We start from the raw sequence: 13960 nt of genomic DNA on the forward strand, positions 1-13960 counted from the left end.
CCGCTCATCGGGCGGCGTGGTTCAAGGATAAAGCGACGGGGAGCAACGGCGGCAGCATGCGATGATCGACTGCCACGGCGTTCCCGGTCACCGAGAAAATTTCGGTTTTACGCACGCAAAGGGACAGCGCTCTCGTGCCCTTTGCGTTTCAAGCAATGCCTTCCCGGCTTATACCTTCGAGCTTAGATGCCCAGGCAGAGGTATTTGATTTCCAGGTAATCTTCGATGCCGTACTTGGAGCCTTCACGGCCAAGGCCCGAGGCCTTGATGCCGCCGAACGGCGCGACTTCGTTGGAGATCAACCCGGTGTTGACGCCGACCATGCCGTATTCCAGGGCTTCAGCCACACGGAACACACGACCCAGGTCGCGAGCATAGAAGTACGAGGCCAGACCGAACTCGGTGTCGTTGGACATCGCGATCACATCGGCTTCGTCTTTGAAGCGGAACAGTGGAGCCAATGGACCGAAGGTTTCTTCCTTGGCCACGGCAGCGTTATTCGGAACGTTGGTCAGAATGGTCGGCTCGAAGAAGTTACCTTCCATCGACTTGCCGCCGGACAGCACGGTGGCGCCTTTGGCAACGGCGTCGGCAATGTGCTCTTGCACCTTGGCCACGGCTTTTTCGTCGATCAGCGGGCCAGTGGTGGTGCCTGCTTCCAGACCGTTACCGATCTTGAGCTTGGCCACAGCCACTTTCAGCTTCTCGGCGAACGCGTCGTAGACCGAATCCTGAATGTACAGGCGGTTGGCGCAGACGCAGGTCTGACCGTTGTTGCGATACTTGGAAATGATCGCGCCTTCGACGGCCTTATCCAGGTCCGCGTCGTCGAACACGATGAACGGAGCGTTGCCGCCCAGTTCCAGGGACACTTTCTTGATGTCCTTGGCGCATTCCGACATCAGTTGACGACCGATTTCGGTCGAACCGGTGAAGGACAGCTTGCGCACGATCGGGTTGCTGGTCAGCTCGCTGCCGATGTCGCCAGCGCTACCGGAAACAACGCTGAACACGCCAGCCGGGATGCCGGCACGCTGGGCCAGTTCGGCCAGGGCGAAGGCGGAGAACGGAGTTTGCGAAGCAGGCTTGAGCACCATGGTGCAACCGGCGGCCAGGGCCGGGCCGGCTTTACGGGTGATCATTGCAGCCGGGAAGTTCCACGGGGTGATGGCAGCGGTCACGCCGATTGGCTGCTTGATCACGATCAGGCGCTTGTCTGGCTGGTGGCCCGGAATCACGTCACCGTAGATGCGCTTGGCCTCTTCGGCGAACCACTCGATGAAGGAAGCGGCGTAAACGATTTCACCCTTGGCTTCGGCCAATGGCTTGCCTTGCTCCAGGGTCATCAGGCGAGCCAGGTCGTCCTGGTTCTCGATGATCAGCTCGAACCAGCGACGCAGCTTGTTTGCACGTTCTTTGGCGGTCAGCGCACGCCAGGCCGGCAGCGCTTTGTCAGCAGCTTCGATCGCACGGCGGGTTTCGGCAGCACCCATTTTCGGCACGGTGCCCAGAATTTCGCCCGTTGCCGGGTTGTTGACCTTGATCGTCTGACCATTGTCCGCATCAACCCACGCGCCATCGATGAAGGCTTGCTGGCGGAACAACTGGGTGTCTTTAAGCTGCATGTCGGCTTTCCTTAACAGCACCGCGCACGCGCGGAGCAAATTATGATTGTTGAAAGGCGCCTCGATAGGCTGCCGTCAGGGAAATCATTCACCGGGCTGAAGCACATAAATAGCGCACTGATTCAAATCGCGCGGTTCAGCACCCAGAGATGAGCGTTTGAAATCTCAAACGAATCCTAGGATCAAAGGGGGTAAAGGACAATAGCCTGTTCGAAAAAAAGAACGAAAACGACGCTTTTGCCTATTTTTTCTGATCAACGTAGCAAACGCGCGTTACAGCTTTAAAAAAACGCAGGCGATTCAGCAGCATGGACGCCCGCAGCGCATATGAGTATCATGGCGCCCGCTGCACCAGTAGCTCAGCTGGATAGAGTACTGCCCTCCGAAGGCAGGGGTCGTGGGTTCGAATCCCGCCTGGTGCACCATACGTTGTAGCGAGAAAGCCTCAGGCCTTATGGGTCTGGGGCTTTTTTGTGGGTGATTGAAAGCTTGGCGCCTAAGGATCAATGCTGTTTTTTTCAAACAGCCGGCCAATGTCTCTCGCACTATGCAGCACACGTTCGACCTTGATCTCGTCGTCCATCAAACAGTAGAAAATCAGATATCGGCCATGGGCAAGCATTCGCAATCCCTTGGCGCAATCGTCTCTTGAAACACCCAGGTTCGGTTGATCGATCAATCGTGTGCACTGCATGCGTAGCTCGCGCACAAACGTCCGGGCCCGTTCAGGGTTATCTCGGGCGATAAAACGAGCGACTTGCAGCAGATCGTCCCGTGCCAATGCAGAGAAAAGCAATTGCCTCATGGACGGTTTTGCTCGGCAGCTACCTCATCAATCAGCGCATCAAGCTCGGCAAACAGGGTATCGGCAGCAATGGCCGGACGCGGATCGTTGCGGCTGGCCGCAATGGCTTCACGAAGTTCGGCAGCCTGTAGCCGATCCAGCAGTTGTTGATAGGCCGCGTGCGGTAAAAGATAGGCGGCAGGGCGATTGTGGTTGAGCACGGCAACAGGCTCGGAGCCAGCTTGTTCGATTACAGTGCTCGGGCTGCGCTTGAGCTCGGTGATACTGACCGAACGGCTGGCAAGTAGTTGCTCCATGACGGCTCCAAAGGTACGAAAAAAAGTACCTTATAGTGTTCCATTCCCTGCATGAGGGTCAACGAATCTCCGACCGGTGCTGCCCTGGCCCACAAAAAAACCGCCGAAGCGGTTTTTTTCATTCTGTCGTCCAGTCGAACTCGTCGTACTCATCATCGTCCTCGTCGTCCTCGAAAAACTCCTCTTCAAGGTCGTCGTCTTCAACAATGTCCTCTTCCGGCTGGTTCAGCAGAAAATCCTTGCGACTCTCGGTAATCGCTCGCCGCAGTTCCTCACCCTTTTGCGGGCAGTTGAGCATTTGGGCGATGCGGTCGATTTTTTTTGCCACGGCATCCTCCAACGCATCGGCTATAGCCTGATAGTGCGCGCTTTCGGGGGTGGATGCCAAATCCCAGGAATGCCGCGCACTTCAGTTTTCTGCAAATCTGCTGAGGCGATCAGCCTTAGCGGTGATAGCGCCGCACCACGCTGCTGTTTCTCAGGACGTGGCCTTTGATTTTTTCCAGCAGCTGCGCACGGGTCAGGCCGGCGGGCAAGGCTTCCGGGGCCAGGTCCAGGGCGTAGATCTGGATGATGTAGTGGTGCGCGCTGTCGCCAACGGGCGGGCAAGGGCCAATGTAGCCGGTGGTTGCCTTGCTATTGGTACCGCTGACGCCCTCGAGGCCTGGTTTGGTCCCGGCACCGGCCGGGATCTGGTGGGTAGCGGCCTTGATGCCGTAATGCACCCAGTTATCGACGCCCTGGCCTTTCTGGCCGTCAGGGTCGTGCATGACGATGGCGTAGCTTTGGGTGGCTGCCGGGCCGGCGTTCCAGTTCAATGCCGGGGAAATGTTATGTCCGCCACAGCCCGCGGAATCGCCGGCGGCGGCGGACGTGAACAGACGGTCATCGGAGACACCCGGAATGTTCAGGGTGAAACGTTCCTGGGCCTGCGCCGGGAACTGCACGCAAAGGGCGACTGCCAAGGCCGCGAGCCAAGTGTTGATTGAGGTCAATCGGGTCATACCGGAGCACCTTGTGCGTGTTGGGCCGTCGTCGGCGTGCAAACTATAGCCGGACCGTTCACGCCGTGGCAGGGGGGAATTGGCTGAACCTCGCGATAAGCGCCAGACTCATAAGTGAAACGTCTGTCTGGAGAGCAATCATGACTCTGCATCGCGTTGCGCGTGTCGCCAATGTGCCCGAAGACCGGGGTCTGGAAGTGCAGGTCCAGGACAGCAAGATTCTGCTGTTGCGGGCCGGTGAACAACTGCGCGCTTATCAGGCCGAATGCCCGCATGCCGGCGCCCCGCTGGCCGACGGTGCGGTATGCAATGGGCGCCTGACCTGCCCGTGGCACAAGGCGCAGTTTCGGATCGAGGATGGCGGGCTGTGTGAACCACCAGCCCTGGATAGTCTCAAGCGCTATCCCCTCGAAGTCCGTGACGGCGACATCTGGGTCGGCGACCAGCCGTTGCCGGACGCCCACACGCCACCGGCCGACGATCCACGAACCTTCATCATTGTCGGCGCTGGCGCGGCAGGCACGGCGGCGGCAGCGTGTTTGCGCGAGAAAGGTTTCGGCGGCCGGTTACTGTTGATCGACCGCGAAGCCGAAGCTGGATACGACCGTACCGCGCTGAGCAAATACGTGATCGCCGGGGAGATGCCGCTGGACGAAGTCCCGCCGCTGCGCGACGAGGATTTTTACCGCGAGCAGCGGATCGAGCGCCTGCGAGGCGAAGTGGCAAGCCTGGATGCGCCAAACAGGACGCTGCGGCTGACTGACGGCCAAACACTGACATACGACGCCGCGCTGTTGGCCACCGGCGGCGTGCCCAACCCGCTGACGCTGCCGGGCGCCGACCTGCCGCAAGTGTTCGTCTTACGCTCCAAAGCCCATGCGCAACAGATTCTGGACAGCGCCAGCGCCGGCCAGCGAGTCGTGATCATCGGCGACAGTTTCATTGCCATGGAGTCCGCCTCGTCCCTGCGCCAGCTTGGCCTGAATGTGACAGTGCTGGCCCGCCACGAAGTGCCGTTTGCCAAGCAGTTCGGTGACACGGTCGGCAAGGCCATTCGCGCGCGGCATGAAGCCAATGGCGTCGTGTTTCACACCCAGGGCAATGCGGTACAGATCGAAGGAACGGACAAGGTCGAAGCCGTGCGCCTGGACAACGGCCAACGTTTGCCGGCCGATCTGGTGCTGGTCGGCATTGGCGTCACGCCAGCCACTGCCGCCTTCACCGGGCTGGCGAAAGAGCAGGATCACTCGCTGCGTGTCGACGGCGCAATGCGCGTGGCCGACGGCCTCTGGGCGGCTGGCGATATCGCCACGTTCCCGCTGAACAACCAATACCTGCGCATCGAACACTGGCGACTGGCCCAGCAGCAAGCGCGGATCGCCGCGGCGAATATGCTGGGTGGTGACGAGCATTACCTCGACGTGCCATTTTTCTGGACCTGGCATTTCGGTAAAACCTACGACTACCTCGGTCACGCCGAGAACTGGGACGAAGTCGAGTTCAAGGGCGACCCTTGCGATCCGCCCTTCATTGGCCTGTTTGGAAAAAACGGCGTGGTGTCGGCGGCGGTCGCCTGCGAGATGGACCGGGCCATGGCGATGCTCGCCGAGCGGATGAAACAGCCGTTGCCATGGGAAGAGGCATGGCGACTGATCCGTGATGTTCCCTAGGGGGCGTTCTCAATTAGTTTCCCTACCGCGCCGGGTCTGCTGTTGTGCAGGGCAAGGCGCGAGAAGCGCAGTTTGGTCATTCCAAATCAGCTTCGAGCAACACAGCCCTGCACAACAGCAGGCCCGGCCCTTCGGGTTGTGCCTTAAAGCTGGCCATGCTGCGTTGCAGGCCTTGGAAAGGGAACAACCATTCCCAGCGGCCTACGCCTTGCCTGGCCAGCTTTAAGGCGACAACGCGGTGGGGAAACTAATTGAGAACGCCCCCTAGATGCCGGACAGCAAAACGCCCGGCGTCTGCACGATGCAAAGGCCGGGCGTTGCCGGGTACACGACCGCCGTTATTCGGTGGCATTAGCCCCCGCGAACTTGCTCATCACAAAACCGGCAAACTCCTCGACGGTCATTTTCTGGCCGTTGAAGTCCACCTGATCGTTGGCGTAATGCAAGTTGGTGACGATGTTGTTGCCGTCCAGTTTTGCCAGTTGGCTGCCGACCGCCATGCTGCTGAACATGTCTGCGGTGGCCGTGGCCTGGTCGGCAATCAGCTTGGCATCGGTCTGACCGTCGATTTGCGATTGCACGGTAAGCACATCGACCAGCATGGGCTTGGACACTTGCAGTTTGAAGTCCAGCAGCGCAATCAGCTGCCTGACCAACTGATCGGTCGGCAGATCGATGGCTTGCGGCTTGGTCAGGTCGAGCACCATATTGGCGCGGCTCTCACCGTTGGCGGTGTTGAACGACAGGTTTTCCAGGGCCACTTGCGGACCGGCCGCCAGCAGTTTTTCCAGGCTGGACTTGAGCAGTGCTTCTTCGGCTTCGGTCAGTTTCAGCTCCGGTGCCGGCAGCCCGGCCGCCGTCGCTTCCGCTGCCGCCCTTTCATACGGCTGCAGTTTGCTCTGGTAAACCTGCATTAACGACAGGGTGGCCGGAATGTCGAGGTTCTTCAGGCTCATGGCCAGCGCACCGGAACCGATGGTCTTGCCGTTCAGGGACACTTCGCCGACCTTGTAATCGGCACGCCCGGAGGCGTTGCTGCCCGATTCTCCGGTCAGGTTTTTCATCTCGAATTTCTTGAAGTCCAGCACCGACTGCTTGGCGCCAAAGGTCGATTTGCCGCTGGCCAGTTCAAGGACGTTTTCGCCGGTGTAGAAACCGTAGGTACTTTTTGTCAGGTTGCTGGCCAGGGTCAGGCCGTTCAATTCAACCTGCACCGGTGCCTGGTCTTCGGACACGGTGGTCACTTTCAGGCTGTCCATGTAACCGTTGGCCTTGACCTTCTGCGCCTGGGCGCTGGCATCGACGTCCATGCTCAAGCCGGAGAACTTCATGCTCGACTTGTCATCCAGGGCCATTTCCAGCGGCTGCAACTCGAAGGTGCCATTGGTAGCGTTGTCATAGCCGATGTTGACCACGCCGGTCAGCGGGGATTTGTCCTTGGCGGCGGCAAACCACTTCTCGGTGGACGGGGTCTTTTCCAGTTCGTAGTGACTGGTCGCCAAGACAGGCAACCACTTCAGCGACATCAGCCGCGAGAACGGCAACGGGCCGTGTTCGATATGATCGACAAACAGCAACTCGACCGGCGCTTCGCCGAACATTTCGCCTTCGCCCTTGAGGCGGTAGTGCGCGGTGCTGCTGAATACATGACGTTCCAGCGATACCAGTTCCAGCGACGCTGTGCCGTTGGAACCGACCATGGCCGCCTGCAATTCCTTGTTGGCATTGGCAATCGAGGTGTTCAACACACCTTCGAGCCTGGTGCCGGTGAACCAGGCTCCGCCTGCGCTGATGGCACCGATTGCGACAACGATTCCCAGTAGCACGCCTGCTGATTTATTCATGTATGACCCGTTCAATGTCCGTTGTTGAAAGTGAGGTCGTCTTCCMTGAACCCATGACGGATTGCAGCTCGACTGTGCTGAAAGTGGAATGCAGGTTAGCACCGGGCGCGACGAACGGCCCAATGATTAAAGGTGAAAGAGTGTCTTGGGGTAGTTCGCACGGTTCAAGATTTTCGGCGGTCATACTATTGCGTTCGCTGGCAAGCCAGCTCCTACAGGGATCACCTTGTACCGTAGGAGCTGGCTTGCCAGCGAAGGCGTCAGTCTTGCCACCACTAAATCAGGAATACTGGACCTCGATCTCATCAAGCTGATGATCGAAGCTTTTGAGCCGCGCAGTCCAGGTGTACACCAGCACTTCGAAGTCGCGGTTGATCACCGCCCCGCCCGTCACTTCCGCACGCGGGTCGCAGACGTCCAGTTGATAACGTTCGCGGGCCATGGCCGTGGCGACATCGGCCAGCTCCCGAGCATTGCTGAGCCAGTGCCGACCGTCGTCAGCCACCTGCCGGTCCAGCGCCAGGCATTGTTTTTTAAGGCTCTCGAGGCTTTTTTCCAGTGGCGTGCCGGTCAATTCGCCCATGACTTCCTGAAACGTGCGCCCCGGTTGCCAGTAACTGCCCCAGAAATAACGGTCGAACACCGTTTCGACACGACGCAATGCCACCTTGGTGTCCCAGATCAGGACCAGGGTCTTGCCTTGTTCGAGTTGTCTTTTCTTGATGCGTTGATTCTGGACCGAGGCCCAGGCCACCACCGCAATGGACATCACGGCAATCAGCGCGACGGCACTGTCGAGGAACGCCAGAGCCTTGTCGATCTGGTGGGCCAGCATGATGCCGTAGAAATAGGTGGCCGACAGCAGCACTAATGCCACGATGGCGCACCAGAAGCCGAGAGCATAAGGGTTTTTCATTCTTGGTTTCCCCCTGACCTGCGCGTGCCTTGTGCGAAGAAAGGGCGCTTTGCACGGGCGCCCGTCCAACACTTCAAAGCATAGCAACGGCCTCAGGGTTTGCCGGAGTTCGACGCTTGCGTTCGTCCGCTTTCCCAACCGCCGCCCAAGGCGAGGAACAAATCGATCTGGCTGGCGGCAACCTGGGTGTTGGCAGCAGCCAATTGCGCCGTAACGTCGATGTAGGTGCGGGTGGCTTGCAGGTCGGCCAGGAACGAGGCGCGTCCGGCCTGGAAGAAGCGGTGGGTCTGGTCGGCCGCCAGTTTCGCCGATTGCTCGGCGTCCGCCAAGGCATCGCGACGTTGCAATAACGCGGTGTATTGGGCGAGGCCGGTCTGGGTTTCACGAATGGCGTTGAGCACCACCCCATCGAAATGCGCCAGCGTCGCCTGGGTCACCGCCTCGGCCTCGCGGATGCGCGCCCGGGCGCCGTTGGTCGGCACCTTCCAGGTCAGCGACGGGCCGAAGCCCCAGCGGTTGGTAGACGGGTCGCCGAGATCGTCCAGGATACCGACGGTACCGATGGTCGCGCCGATGCTGATATTCGGGTACAGCTCACCCGTGGCGACGCCAATACCGGCCGTCGCGGCCGCCAGCCGCCGCTCAGCCTGCCGCACATCCGGGCGACGCTTGAGCAACGCGGCGCCGTCGCCCACCGGAATCAATTGCGCGATTTTTGGCAGTTCGTCGCAGGTGGCGGTGCCGGCCGGCAGTTGTTCCACGGGTTTGGCCAGCAACATCGACAAGCGATACAGCCCGGCCTGACGTGAGGCCTCATAACGCGGCATGTCGGCGCGCAGGGATTTGAATTGGGTTTGCGAGCGGGTGACCTGGGTTTCATCGCCACGTCCGGCATCGCGCAGGCGCTGGATCAGCGTGGTGCTCTGGGCTTGCAGATCGAGGGAATGCTGGGCGATTTCCCGCTCTTCATTGGCCGCACACACTTGTGTGTAGGCGCGAACTACATCGGCCACCACGGTGATGCGTGCAGTATCGGCGGCGGCCTGCGTCGCATCGGCATTGGCCTTGGCCGCTTCGATGCCACGTTGCAAAGTGCCGAACAAGTCGAACTGGTACGACGCGCTGATGCCGATATCGCCGATGTTGGCCACCGGTACTTTTTCCGGTATCAGGAAGGCCTGGCCGGACTCCTGCAAGCGCTGGGCACCCATCTGCACGCCGCCGCTCCAGCCGCCCGCCGCTTGCGCCTCATCGACCTGAGCGCGAGACCGCGACAAGCTGGCCGCCGCCACGCGCAAATCAGTGTTGGAGGCCATGGCCTGCTGCACCAACTGGTCGAGTCGCGGGTCCTGATACAAACGCCACCAATCGGCCGGCACCGGCGCGGACACCACCGTTTTGCCGTCGACCGCCAGATCGCCCTGGAAGTCTGGACGATGGACGGCCGCCTCTTCGGGCAAATGATAATCCGGCCCGACCATCTGACACGCCGACAGCAGCAAGCCTAATCCGGCGACTGCCAAACCCGAGGCCTTGCTCATTGCGCCGGCTCCCGTTTCTGATCGTCGATGATCGATACCGTGGCGGTGCGCCCGGCGATCATGCGGAAATCTTCCGGCACGTCATCGAAGGCAATCCGCACCGGAATCCGCTGGGCCAGCCGCACCCAGCTGAAGGCCGGGTTGACGTTGGGCAGCAGGTTGTTGCCGCTGGTGCGGTCGCGATCCTCGATACCGGCGACGATGCTCTCCACATGCCCGCGCAGGCGCGCATTGTCGCCGATCACCCGGATGTCGACGCTTTGGCCGATGTGGATGCCGTTCAGTTTGGTTTCTTCGAAATAGCCATCGATGTGGAACGAGTTGCTGTCGACCACCGACAACACCGGACGCCCGGCGCTGACGAACTCCTGGGCCCGTGGCGCGCGGTCGTTGACGTAGCCGTCCACCGGGCTGCGGATCACCGAGCGGTCGAGGTTGAGCTGCGCGCTGTCCACCGCCACCTGGGCTTCCATCAACGCCACCTGGGCGCGGGCCACTTTTGACTGGCTTTCTTCCAGTTGCTCACCCGGCACCAGGTTGCCAAGACCCTTGTTCCGCTTGGCCTCGCGCTGGGCCTGGGCCAGGGTTTCCTCGCGGTCGGCGACTGCCGCTTTCGCCTGGCGCAGGGCCAGCTTGAAGCGGTCAGGATCGATGCTGAACAGCACCTGGCCGCGCTTGACCAACTGGTTGTCGCGCACCTCCACTTGCTGGATCAGCCCGGACACGTCCGGCGCGATTTGCACGATGTCGGCACGGATGTGCCCGTCGCGGGTCCAGGGCGCGAACATGTAATACATCACCATGCGCCAGACCACGACAACGGCGAAGCTCACGATCAGCAGGGTCAACACCACGCGACCCAGGGTTAGAAACGGTTTTTTCATGTCATCAGGTATCGACTGAGTGAGTCCACGGCGCCAAGCAGCAAGGCGTAGAGGGCCACGTTGAACAATGCCCGGTGCCAGACCAGACGGTAAAAGTGCAGGCGCGTCAGCACCCCGTGCACCAACAGGTACAACGCATACGTAATGCCCATCAGCACCAGCAGCGTGGGCAGGAACACCCCGCTCATATCCAGGTCACCGATCATAAAGGTGCTCCATCAATGCCATGGGGAAGCGGTTCTTCGGGCTCGGCGGCACCAACGAATTCGACGCCGGGCAACAATGCCAGGCGCAGGCCGCTCAGGGCGTGCAGCAAATGCCGACGGGTTTCATCATCGCCGGCACCGCTGAGGGCACGACGCGTGCGGTCGAGGGTCATCAGCAACGGGCTCGGTGCCTGCAAGCGCTCACCGGCCTTGAGACAGGCCTTGAAGTACTCGCCAACCTCGGCCACCACCTGGCGCAGCAGCACCTGCGGCACACCGAGGACCCGCGGCGTATAAGCGAGCAGGTCCAACAGATTCAGCGCCACCCGCACTTCCCGCAGCGCCACGCCGGAGTCCTGGCCGGTCATGGCCAGGCGCGGCAGATGCTGCATCAGCCGATCGAGCATCCGTATGCCCAGAAGCCGATGCTCGGACAACGTCGCCGGCTCGGAGAGGCTGACGATGTCGCGCCAGCTGAAACGGGTCAGGCGCTTGGCCGCCAGTTCGGCACCGAACGGCCGGGCGATCAGGGTCCAGATGAATGCGAACAGCAAACCCATGGGGCCGGCCAGATTGGAGTTGGCGAAACTGAGGAAGTCCGCGTCGTAAGCGCCCTGAATGCTGATGAAGGACGAGGTGTTGACCAGGGTCAGCAGCATGCCCAGGTAAAACTGCGGCTTGACCGTCAGGGTGCCGACGCAAATGAAAGGCACGGCAAACGCCAGCACCAGCATCGGAAAGTCATGCAGGTTGGGCAGCACCAGAAACAGATAAAGGCTGGCGAACACCACCGACATCGCCGTCCAGAAAAAGAACCGGTAAATCTGCGGCGCCGGGTCGTCCATCGAGGCAAAGAAGCTGCACGCCACCGCCGCCAGGATCACGGCGCTGCCGCCATCGGTCCAGCCGAGCAGAATCCACAACACCGAAGCGACGATTATCGCGGTGACGGTGGAAGCAGCGGAATAGAACATCAGGCCGCGATCCAGAAAAGGGGATAGCCGTCCCAGCCGCCAGTGCCGATACACCGCGCGCCAGCTGTCCTGGCTTTCGCACTGAATGGCGTATTGCAGGCTGCGGCAGTCTTGCCACAAATCGATCCACTCGCCGAGACGGTAAATGGCGTTGGAGAACAGCAGTTGCTTGCGGTCATCCAGCGCTTCGGGAGCCGGTTGCAGGGCCTCAAGTTGATACTTCAGGGCTTGCCAGCGGACGAGATCGGCATCCTTGTGTTCGAGCCATTCGGTGGTGGCCGTCAGCAATGGCGCGAACTTGTCCACAAGCTCGGGGGTGCGCCGTTCCAGGGCGTAAAGCGCGTCGTCGAGGGCATCGATCACTGGCAACAGGTGAATCATCCGTCCGCGCAATTCCTTGGTATTGCGCACTGTCTGCGGACGCGAGCCTTCGTGGGGCAACTGACCGATCATCAACTCCAGGGAGTTGAACGTGGCGACCATCGATGCCCGCAACGCGCTGACTTCTTCAGGCTGCACGTTGCGGCTGAGGAAGCGCAGGCTGTAGGTCGAGGCATCGGCAAACCATTTGCTCACCGAATCATTGAACACCGGCGCCAGGCGCCGGGGCCAGAACATCGCACCGACCACCGCCGCCACAGCGATGCCGAGAAAGATTTCTTCGGTCCGCGCTTCGGCCACGTCCCACACCCCCAGCGGGTTATTCACCACCGGCAGGGCGATCAACGGCAAGGTGTAACCGGCAAGCATCAACGCGTAGTTGTTGGCCGTGCGCAAATGCAGGGACAGAAACAACAGCGTCCCGGTCCACAGTGCAATCACCACCACCAGCACGTAAGGGCTCTGCACAAACATCGGCACGAACAGAACCGCCGCCGCAGCGCCGATAAAGGTGCCAACCGCCCGGTACAACGCCTTGGAACTGGTAGGGCCGAGAAACGGACTGGAAACGATGTACACCGTGGCCATCGCCCAGTACGGACGCGGCATTTGCATGAGCAGGGCGATGTACAGCGCGATCATCGATGCGGCGAAAGTGCGGACTCCGTAGAACCAGTCCCGCGCCGGGGGCATGCCAGAGAAAAATCCGTTCAAGAGTTGGCCACCGATGGCGGCGTGGCCGCTTCAAAAGCTCTCAGTACCCGCAGCGTAGCTTCCAGATCACTCGGGGCAATGCCTTCGAGTACTTCGTGGCGCAAGCGCACCAGTTCCACTTCGACCGCCTGCACCAGCTCCCGACCGGTTTCGGTCAGGCTCAGGCATTTGGCGCGGCGATCCTGTGCATCTTCGGTGCGGCAAACGTAGCCGCCATGACACAACTGATCGAGCAAGCGTACCAGCGACGGGCTCTCCATCCCTGCTGCCTGGGCCACCGTCACCTGGCGCACACCCTCGCCCAGACGCCCGATCATCAACAGCGGGACGGCGCAGGCTTCGGAGATTCCATAGTTGGCCAGCGTGGTCTGGCAGATTTTGCGCCAATGCCTGGCGGCCACCACCATGGCGCTGCTGATGTTCATCTGGAGAACGTCGAGGTTATTCGGCACGAGGGAAAATACACACTGTTAGTTTGCTAACTATCAATATTGCCTTGGAGGGGTTTATCCGTCAAGTTTTGAAACAAATACGTAACAGCGACCCGCCGAGAGCCATCAACGTTTCCTGGCACGCTCATACACTTCACTGCGTTCGCGCTTTCCTACTGCAACGACAGAAACGACGACGCGCTCATCTATCACCTCGTAGACGAGTCGATACCCCGATGACTTCAACTTGATTTTGTAGCAGTCGGGCATGCCATGGAGTGAGTCGGAAGGGATTCGAGGCATTTCGAGCCGCTCTGCCAACTTCTTTTTGAATTGTTCACGCAGCGTGTGCCCCAGCTTGTCCCATTCCTTGCGTGCAGATGGCAGAAATTCGAGCTTATAAGTCATCCAGCGTTACCGGGATCGGCGTTTCATGACGACGAGAACGCACGATTTCCGCCAACTCCAGATCATCCAGGCGTTCCATCATGGCTTCGAACACATCGGCAGGAACCATGTAACCCATGACGCGATTGTGATTGAGCACTGCGACGGGCCCTCCATGGGCGCCATTCAAAACGGCAGAGGGGTTTTTCTTTAGTTCAGACACGCTGACAGCCATATCAGCCAAAACGCTTTGCATAATTAAGACCTCAAATAAGGTCTTAA

At 60.2% G+C, this 13960-nt stretch carries 15 protein-coding genes and 1 tRNA gene; 2 read left to right on the forward strand and 14 right to left on the reverse strand.

Going from position 1 to position 13960, the window contains the following annotated elements; genetic code table 11:
- Positions 1–182 precede the first annotated feature (182 nt).
- The gene (gene gabD, locus AC1DKH_RS14510; protein ID WP_442097738.1) at positions 183–1625 is read right to left on the reverse strand and encodes an NADP-dependent succinate-semialdehyde dehydrogenase; all 1443 of its coding nucleotides are present in this window, start codon (positions 1623–1625) and stop codon (positions 183–185) included.
- 348 nt (positions 1626–1973) lie between these two features.
- On the opposite strand from gabD, the gene AC1DKH_RS14515 reads away from it, so the two are divergent.
- A tRNA-Arg gene (locus AC1DKH_RS14515) sits at positions 1974–2050 on the forward strand.
- Positions 2051–2121: 71 nt separating this feature from the next.
- On the opposite strand, the gene AC1DKH_RS14520 is transcribed toward AC1DKH_RS14515, so the two are convergent.
- From AC1DKH_RS14520 to AC1DKH_RS14535, 4 genes are all read right to left on the reverse strand, one after another.
- Entirely contained in the window at positions 2122–2430 is a 309-nt protein-coding gene (locus tag AC1DKH_RS14520) for a type II toxin-antitoxin system RelE/ParE family toxin (RefSeq protein WP_477798499.1), read from the reverse strand.
- Positions 2427–2726 (reverse strand): type II toxin-antitoxin system prevent-host-death family antitoxin, encoded by a 300-nt coding sequence (locus AC1DKH_RS14525; RefSeq protein WP_477798500.1) that lies wholly within the window; start codon positions 2724–2726, stop codon positions 2427–2429. Before AC1DKH_RS14525 ends, AC1DKH_RS14520 begins: the two co-directional genes overlap by 4 nt.
- A gap of 118 nt (positions 2727–2844) precedes the next feature.
- Entirely contained in the window at positions 2845–3114 is a 270-nt protein-coding gene (locus AC1DKH_RS14530; RefSeq protein WP_223457256.1) for a hypothetical protein, read from the reverse strand.
- Positions 3115–3169: 55 nt separating this feature from the next.
- Complete coding sequence (locus tag AC1DKH_RS14535; protein ID WP_477756514.1) at positions 3170–3730, reverse strand: YbhB/YbcL family Raf kinase inhibitor-like protein; 561 nt, start codon at positions 3728–3730, stop codon at positions 3170–3172.
- A gap of 140 nt (positions 3731–3870) precedes the next feature.
- On the opposite strand from AC1DKH_RS14535, the gene AC1DKH_RS14540 reads away from it, so the two are divergent.
- Complete coding sequence (locus AC1DKH_RS14540; RefSeq protein ID WP_477798501.1) at positions 3871–5400, forward strand: FAD-dependent oxidoreductase; 1530 nt, start codon at positions 3871–3873, stop codon at positions 5398–5400.
- Positions 5401–5738: 338 nt separating this feature from the next.
- On the opposite strand, the gene AC1DKH_RS14545 is transcribed toward AC1DKH_RS14540, so the two are convergent.
- The 9 genes from AC1DKH_RS14545 to AC1DKH_RS14585 form a co-directional block, all read right to left on the reverse strand.
- Positions 5739–7244: a YdgA family protein gene (locus tag AC1DKH_RS14545; protein WP_477798502.1), complete on the reverse strand. Its 1506-nt coding sequence runs from the start codon at positions 7242–7244 to the stop codon at positions 5739–5741.
- A 280-nt stretch (positions 7245–7524) separates the two neighbouring features.
- On the reverse strand, positions 7525–8160 hold the full coding sequence (locus AC1DKH_RS14550) for an NADH:ubiquinone oxidoreductase subunit N (RefSeq protein WP_116264423.1): 636 nt from the start codon (positions 8158–8160) through the stop codon (positions 7525–7527).
- Positions 8161–8252: 92 nt separating this feature from the next.
- Complete coding sequence (locus tag AC1DKH_RS14555; protein WP_477755339.1) at positions 8253–9701, reverse strand: efflux transporter outer membrane subunit; 1449 nt, start codon at positions 9699–9701, stop codon at positions 8253–8255.
- Positions 9698–10585, reverse strand: a complete 888-nt coding sequence (locus AC1DKH_RS14560) for an efflux RND transporter periplasmic adaptor subunit (protein ID WP_223541566.1) — start codon at positions 10583–10585, stop codon at positions 9698–9700. Before AC1DKH_RS14560 ends, AC1DKH_RS14555 begins: the two co-directional genes overlap by 4 nt.
- On the reverse strand, positions 10582–10791 hold the full coding sequence (locus AC1DKH_RS14565) for a DUF1656 domain-containing protein (protein ID WP_477798503.1): 210 nt from the start codon (positions 10789–10791) through the stop codon (positions 10582–10584). The genes AC1DKH_RS14560 and AC1DKH_RS14565 overlap by 4 nt, the downstream gene beginning before the upstream one ends.
- Positions 10788–12860 carry an FUSC family protein gene (locus AC1DKH_RS14570; protein ID WP_477798504.1) on the reverse strand — a complete coding sequence of 691 codons (2073 nt, stop codon included), beginning with the start codon at positions 12858–12860 and terminating at the stop codon, positions 10788–10790. Before AC1DKH_RS14570 ends, AC1DKH_RS14565 begins: the two co-directional genes overlap by 4 nt.
- On the reverse strand, positions 12857–13285 hold the full coding sequence (locus tag AC1DKH_RS14575; protein ID WP_095945024.1) for a MarR family winged helix-turn-helix transcriptional regulator: 429 nt from the start codon (positions 13283–13285) through the stop codon (positions 12857–12859). The genes AC1DKH_RS14570 and AC1DKH_RS14575 overlap by 4 nt, the downstream gene beginning before the upstream one ends.
- A gap of 132 nt (positions 13286–13417) precedes the next feature.
- Complete coding sequence (locus AC1DKH_RS14580; protein WP_057399135.1) at positions 13418–13699, reverse strand: type II toxin-antitoxin system RelE family toxin; 282 nt, start codon at positions 13697–13699, stop codon at positions 13418–13420.
- Positions 13689–13934, reverse strand: coding sequence for a type II toxin-antitoxin system prevent-host-death family antitoxin (locus AC1DKH_RS14585; RefSeq protein ID WP_046040690.1), 246 nt, complete (start codon positions 13932–13934; stop codon positions 13689–13691). The genes AC1DKH_RS14580 and AC1DKH_RS14585 overlap by 11 nt, the downstream gene beginning before the upstream one ends.
- Positions 13935–13960: the final 26 nt, after the last annotated feature.

This window comes from Pseudomonas sp. 05L36 (assembly GCF_056398125.1).

What these genes read in the sequence shown, in the direction of transcription:
- gabD (WP_442097738.1), bottom strand. Translation starts at nt 1,625, where the DNA reads ATGCAGCTTAAAGACACCCAGTTGTTCCGCCAGCAAGCCTTCATCGAT.
- AC1DKH_RS14520 (WP_477798499.1), bottom strand. Translation starts at nt 2,430, where the DNA reads ATGAGGCAATTGCTTTTCTCTGCATTGGCACGGGACGATCTGCTGCAA.
- AC1DKH_RS14525 (WP_477798500.1), bottom strand. Translation starts at nt 2,726, where the DNA reads ATGGAGCAACTACTTGCCAGCCGTTCGGTCAGTATCACCGAGCTCAAG.
- AC1DKH_RS14535 (WP_477756514.1), bottom strand. Translation starts at nt 3,730, where the DNA reads ATGACCCGATTGACCTCAATCAACACTTGGCTCGCGGCCTTGGCAGTC.
- AC1DKH_RS14540 (WP_477798501.1), top strand. Translation starts at nt 3,871, where the DNA reads ATGACTCTGCATCGCGTTGCGCGTGTCGCCAATGTGCCCGAAGACCGG.
- AC1DKH_RS14545 (WP_477798502.1), bottom strand. Translation starts at nt 7,244, where the DNA reads ATGAATAAATCAGCAGGCGTGCTACTGGGAATCGTTGTCGCAATCGGT.
- AC1DKH_RS14550 (WP_116264423.1), bottom strand. Translation starts at nt 8,160, where the DNA reads ATGAAAAACCCTTATGCTCTCGGCTTCTGGTGCGCCATCGTGGCATTA.
- AC1DKH_RS14555 (WP_477755339.1), bottom strand. Translation starts at nt 9,701, where the DNA reads ATGAGCAAGGCCTCGGGTTTGGCAGTCGCCGGATTAGGCTTGCTGCTG.
- AC1DKH_RS14560 (WP_223541566.1), bottom strand. Translation starts at nt 10,585, where the DNA reads ATGAAAAAACCGTTTCTAACCCTGGGTCGCGTGGTGTTGACCCTGCTG.
- AC1DKH_RS14565 (WP_477798503.1), bottom strand. Translation starts at nt 10,791, where the DNA reads ATGATCGGTGACCTGGATATGAGCGGGGTGTTCCTGCCCACGCTGCTG.
- AC1DKH_RS14575 (WP_095945024.1), bottom strand. Translation starts at nt 13,285, where the DNA reads ATGAACATCAGCAGCGCCATGGTGGTGGCCGCCAGGCATTGGCGCAAA.
- AC1DKH_RS14580 (WP_057399135.1), bottom strand. Translation starts at nt 13,699, where the DNA reads ATGACTTATAAGCTCGAATTTCTGCCATCTGCACGCAAGGAATGGGAC.
- AC1DKH_RS14585 (WP_046040690.1), bottom strand. Translation starts at nt 13,934, where the DNA reads ATGCAAAGCGTTTTGGCTGATATGGCTGTCAGCGTGTCTGAACTAAAG.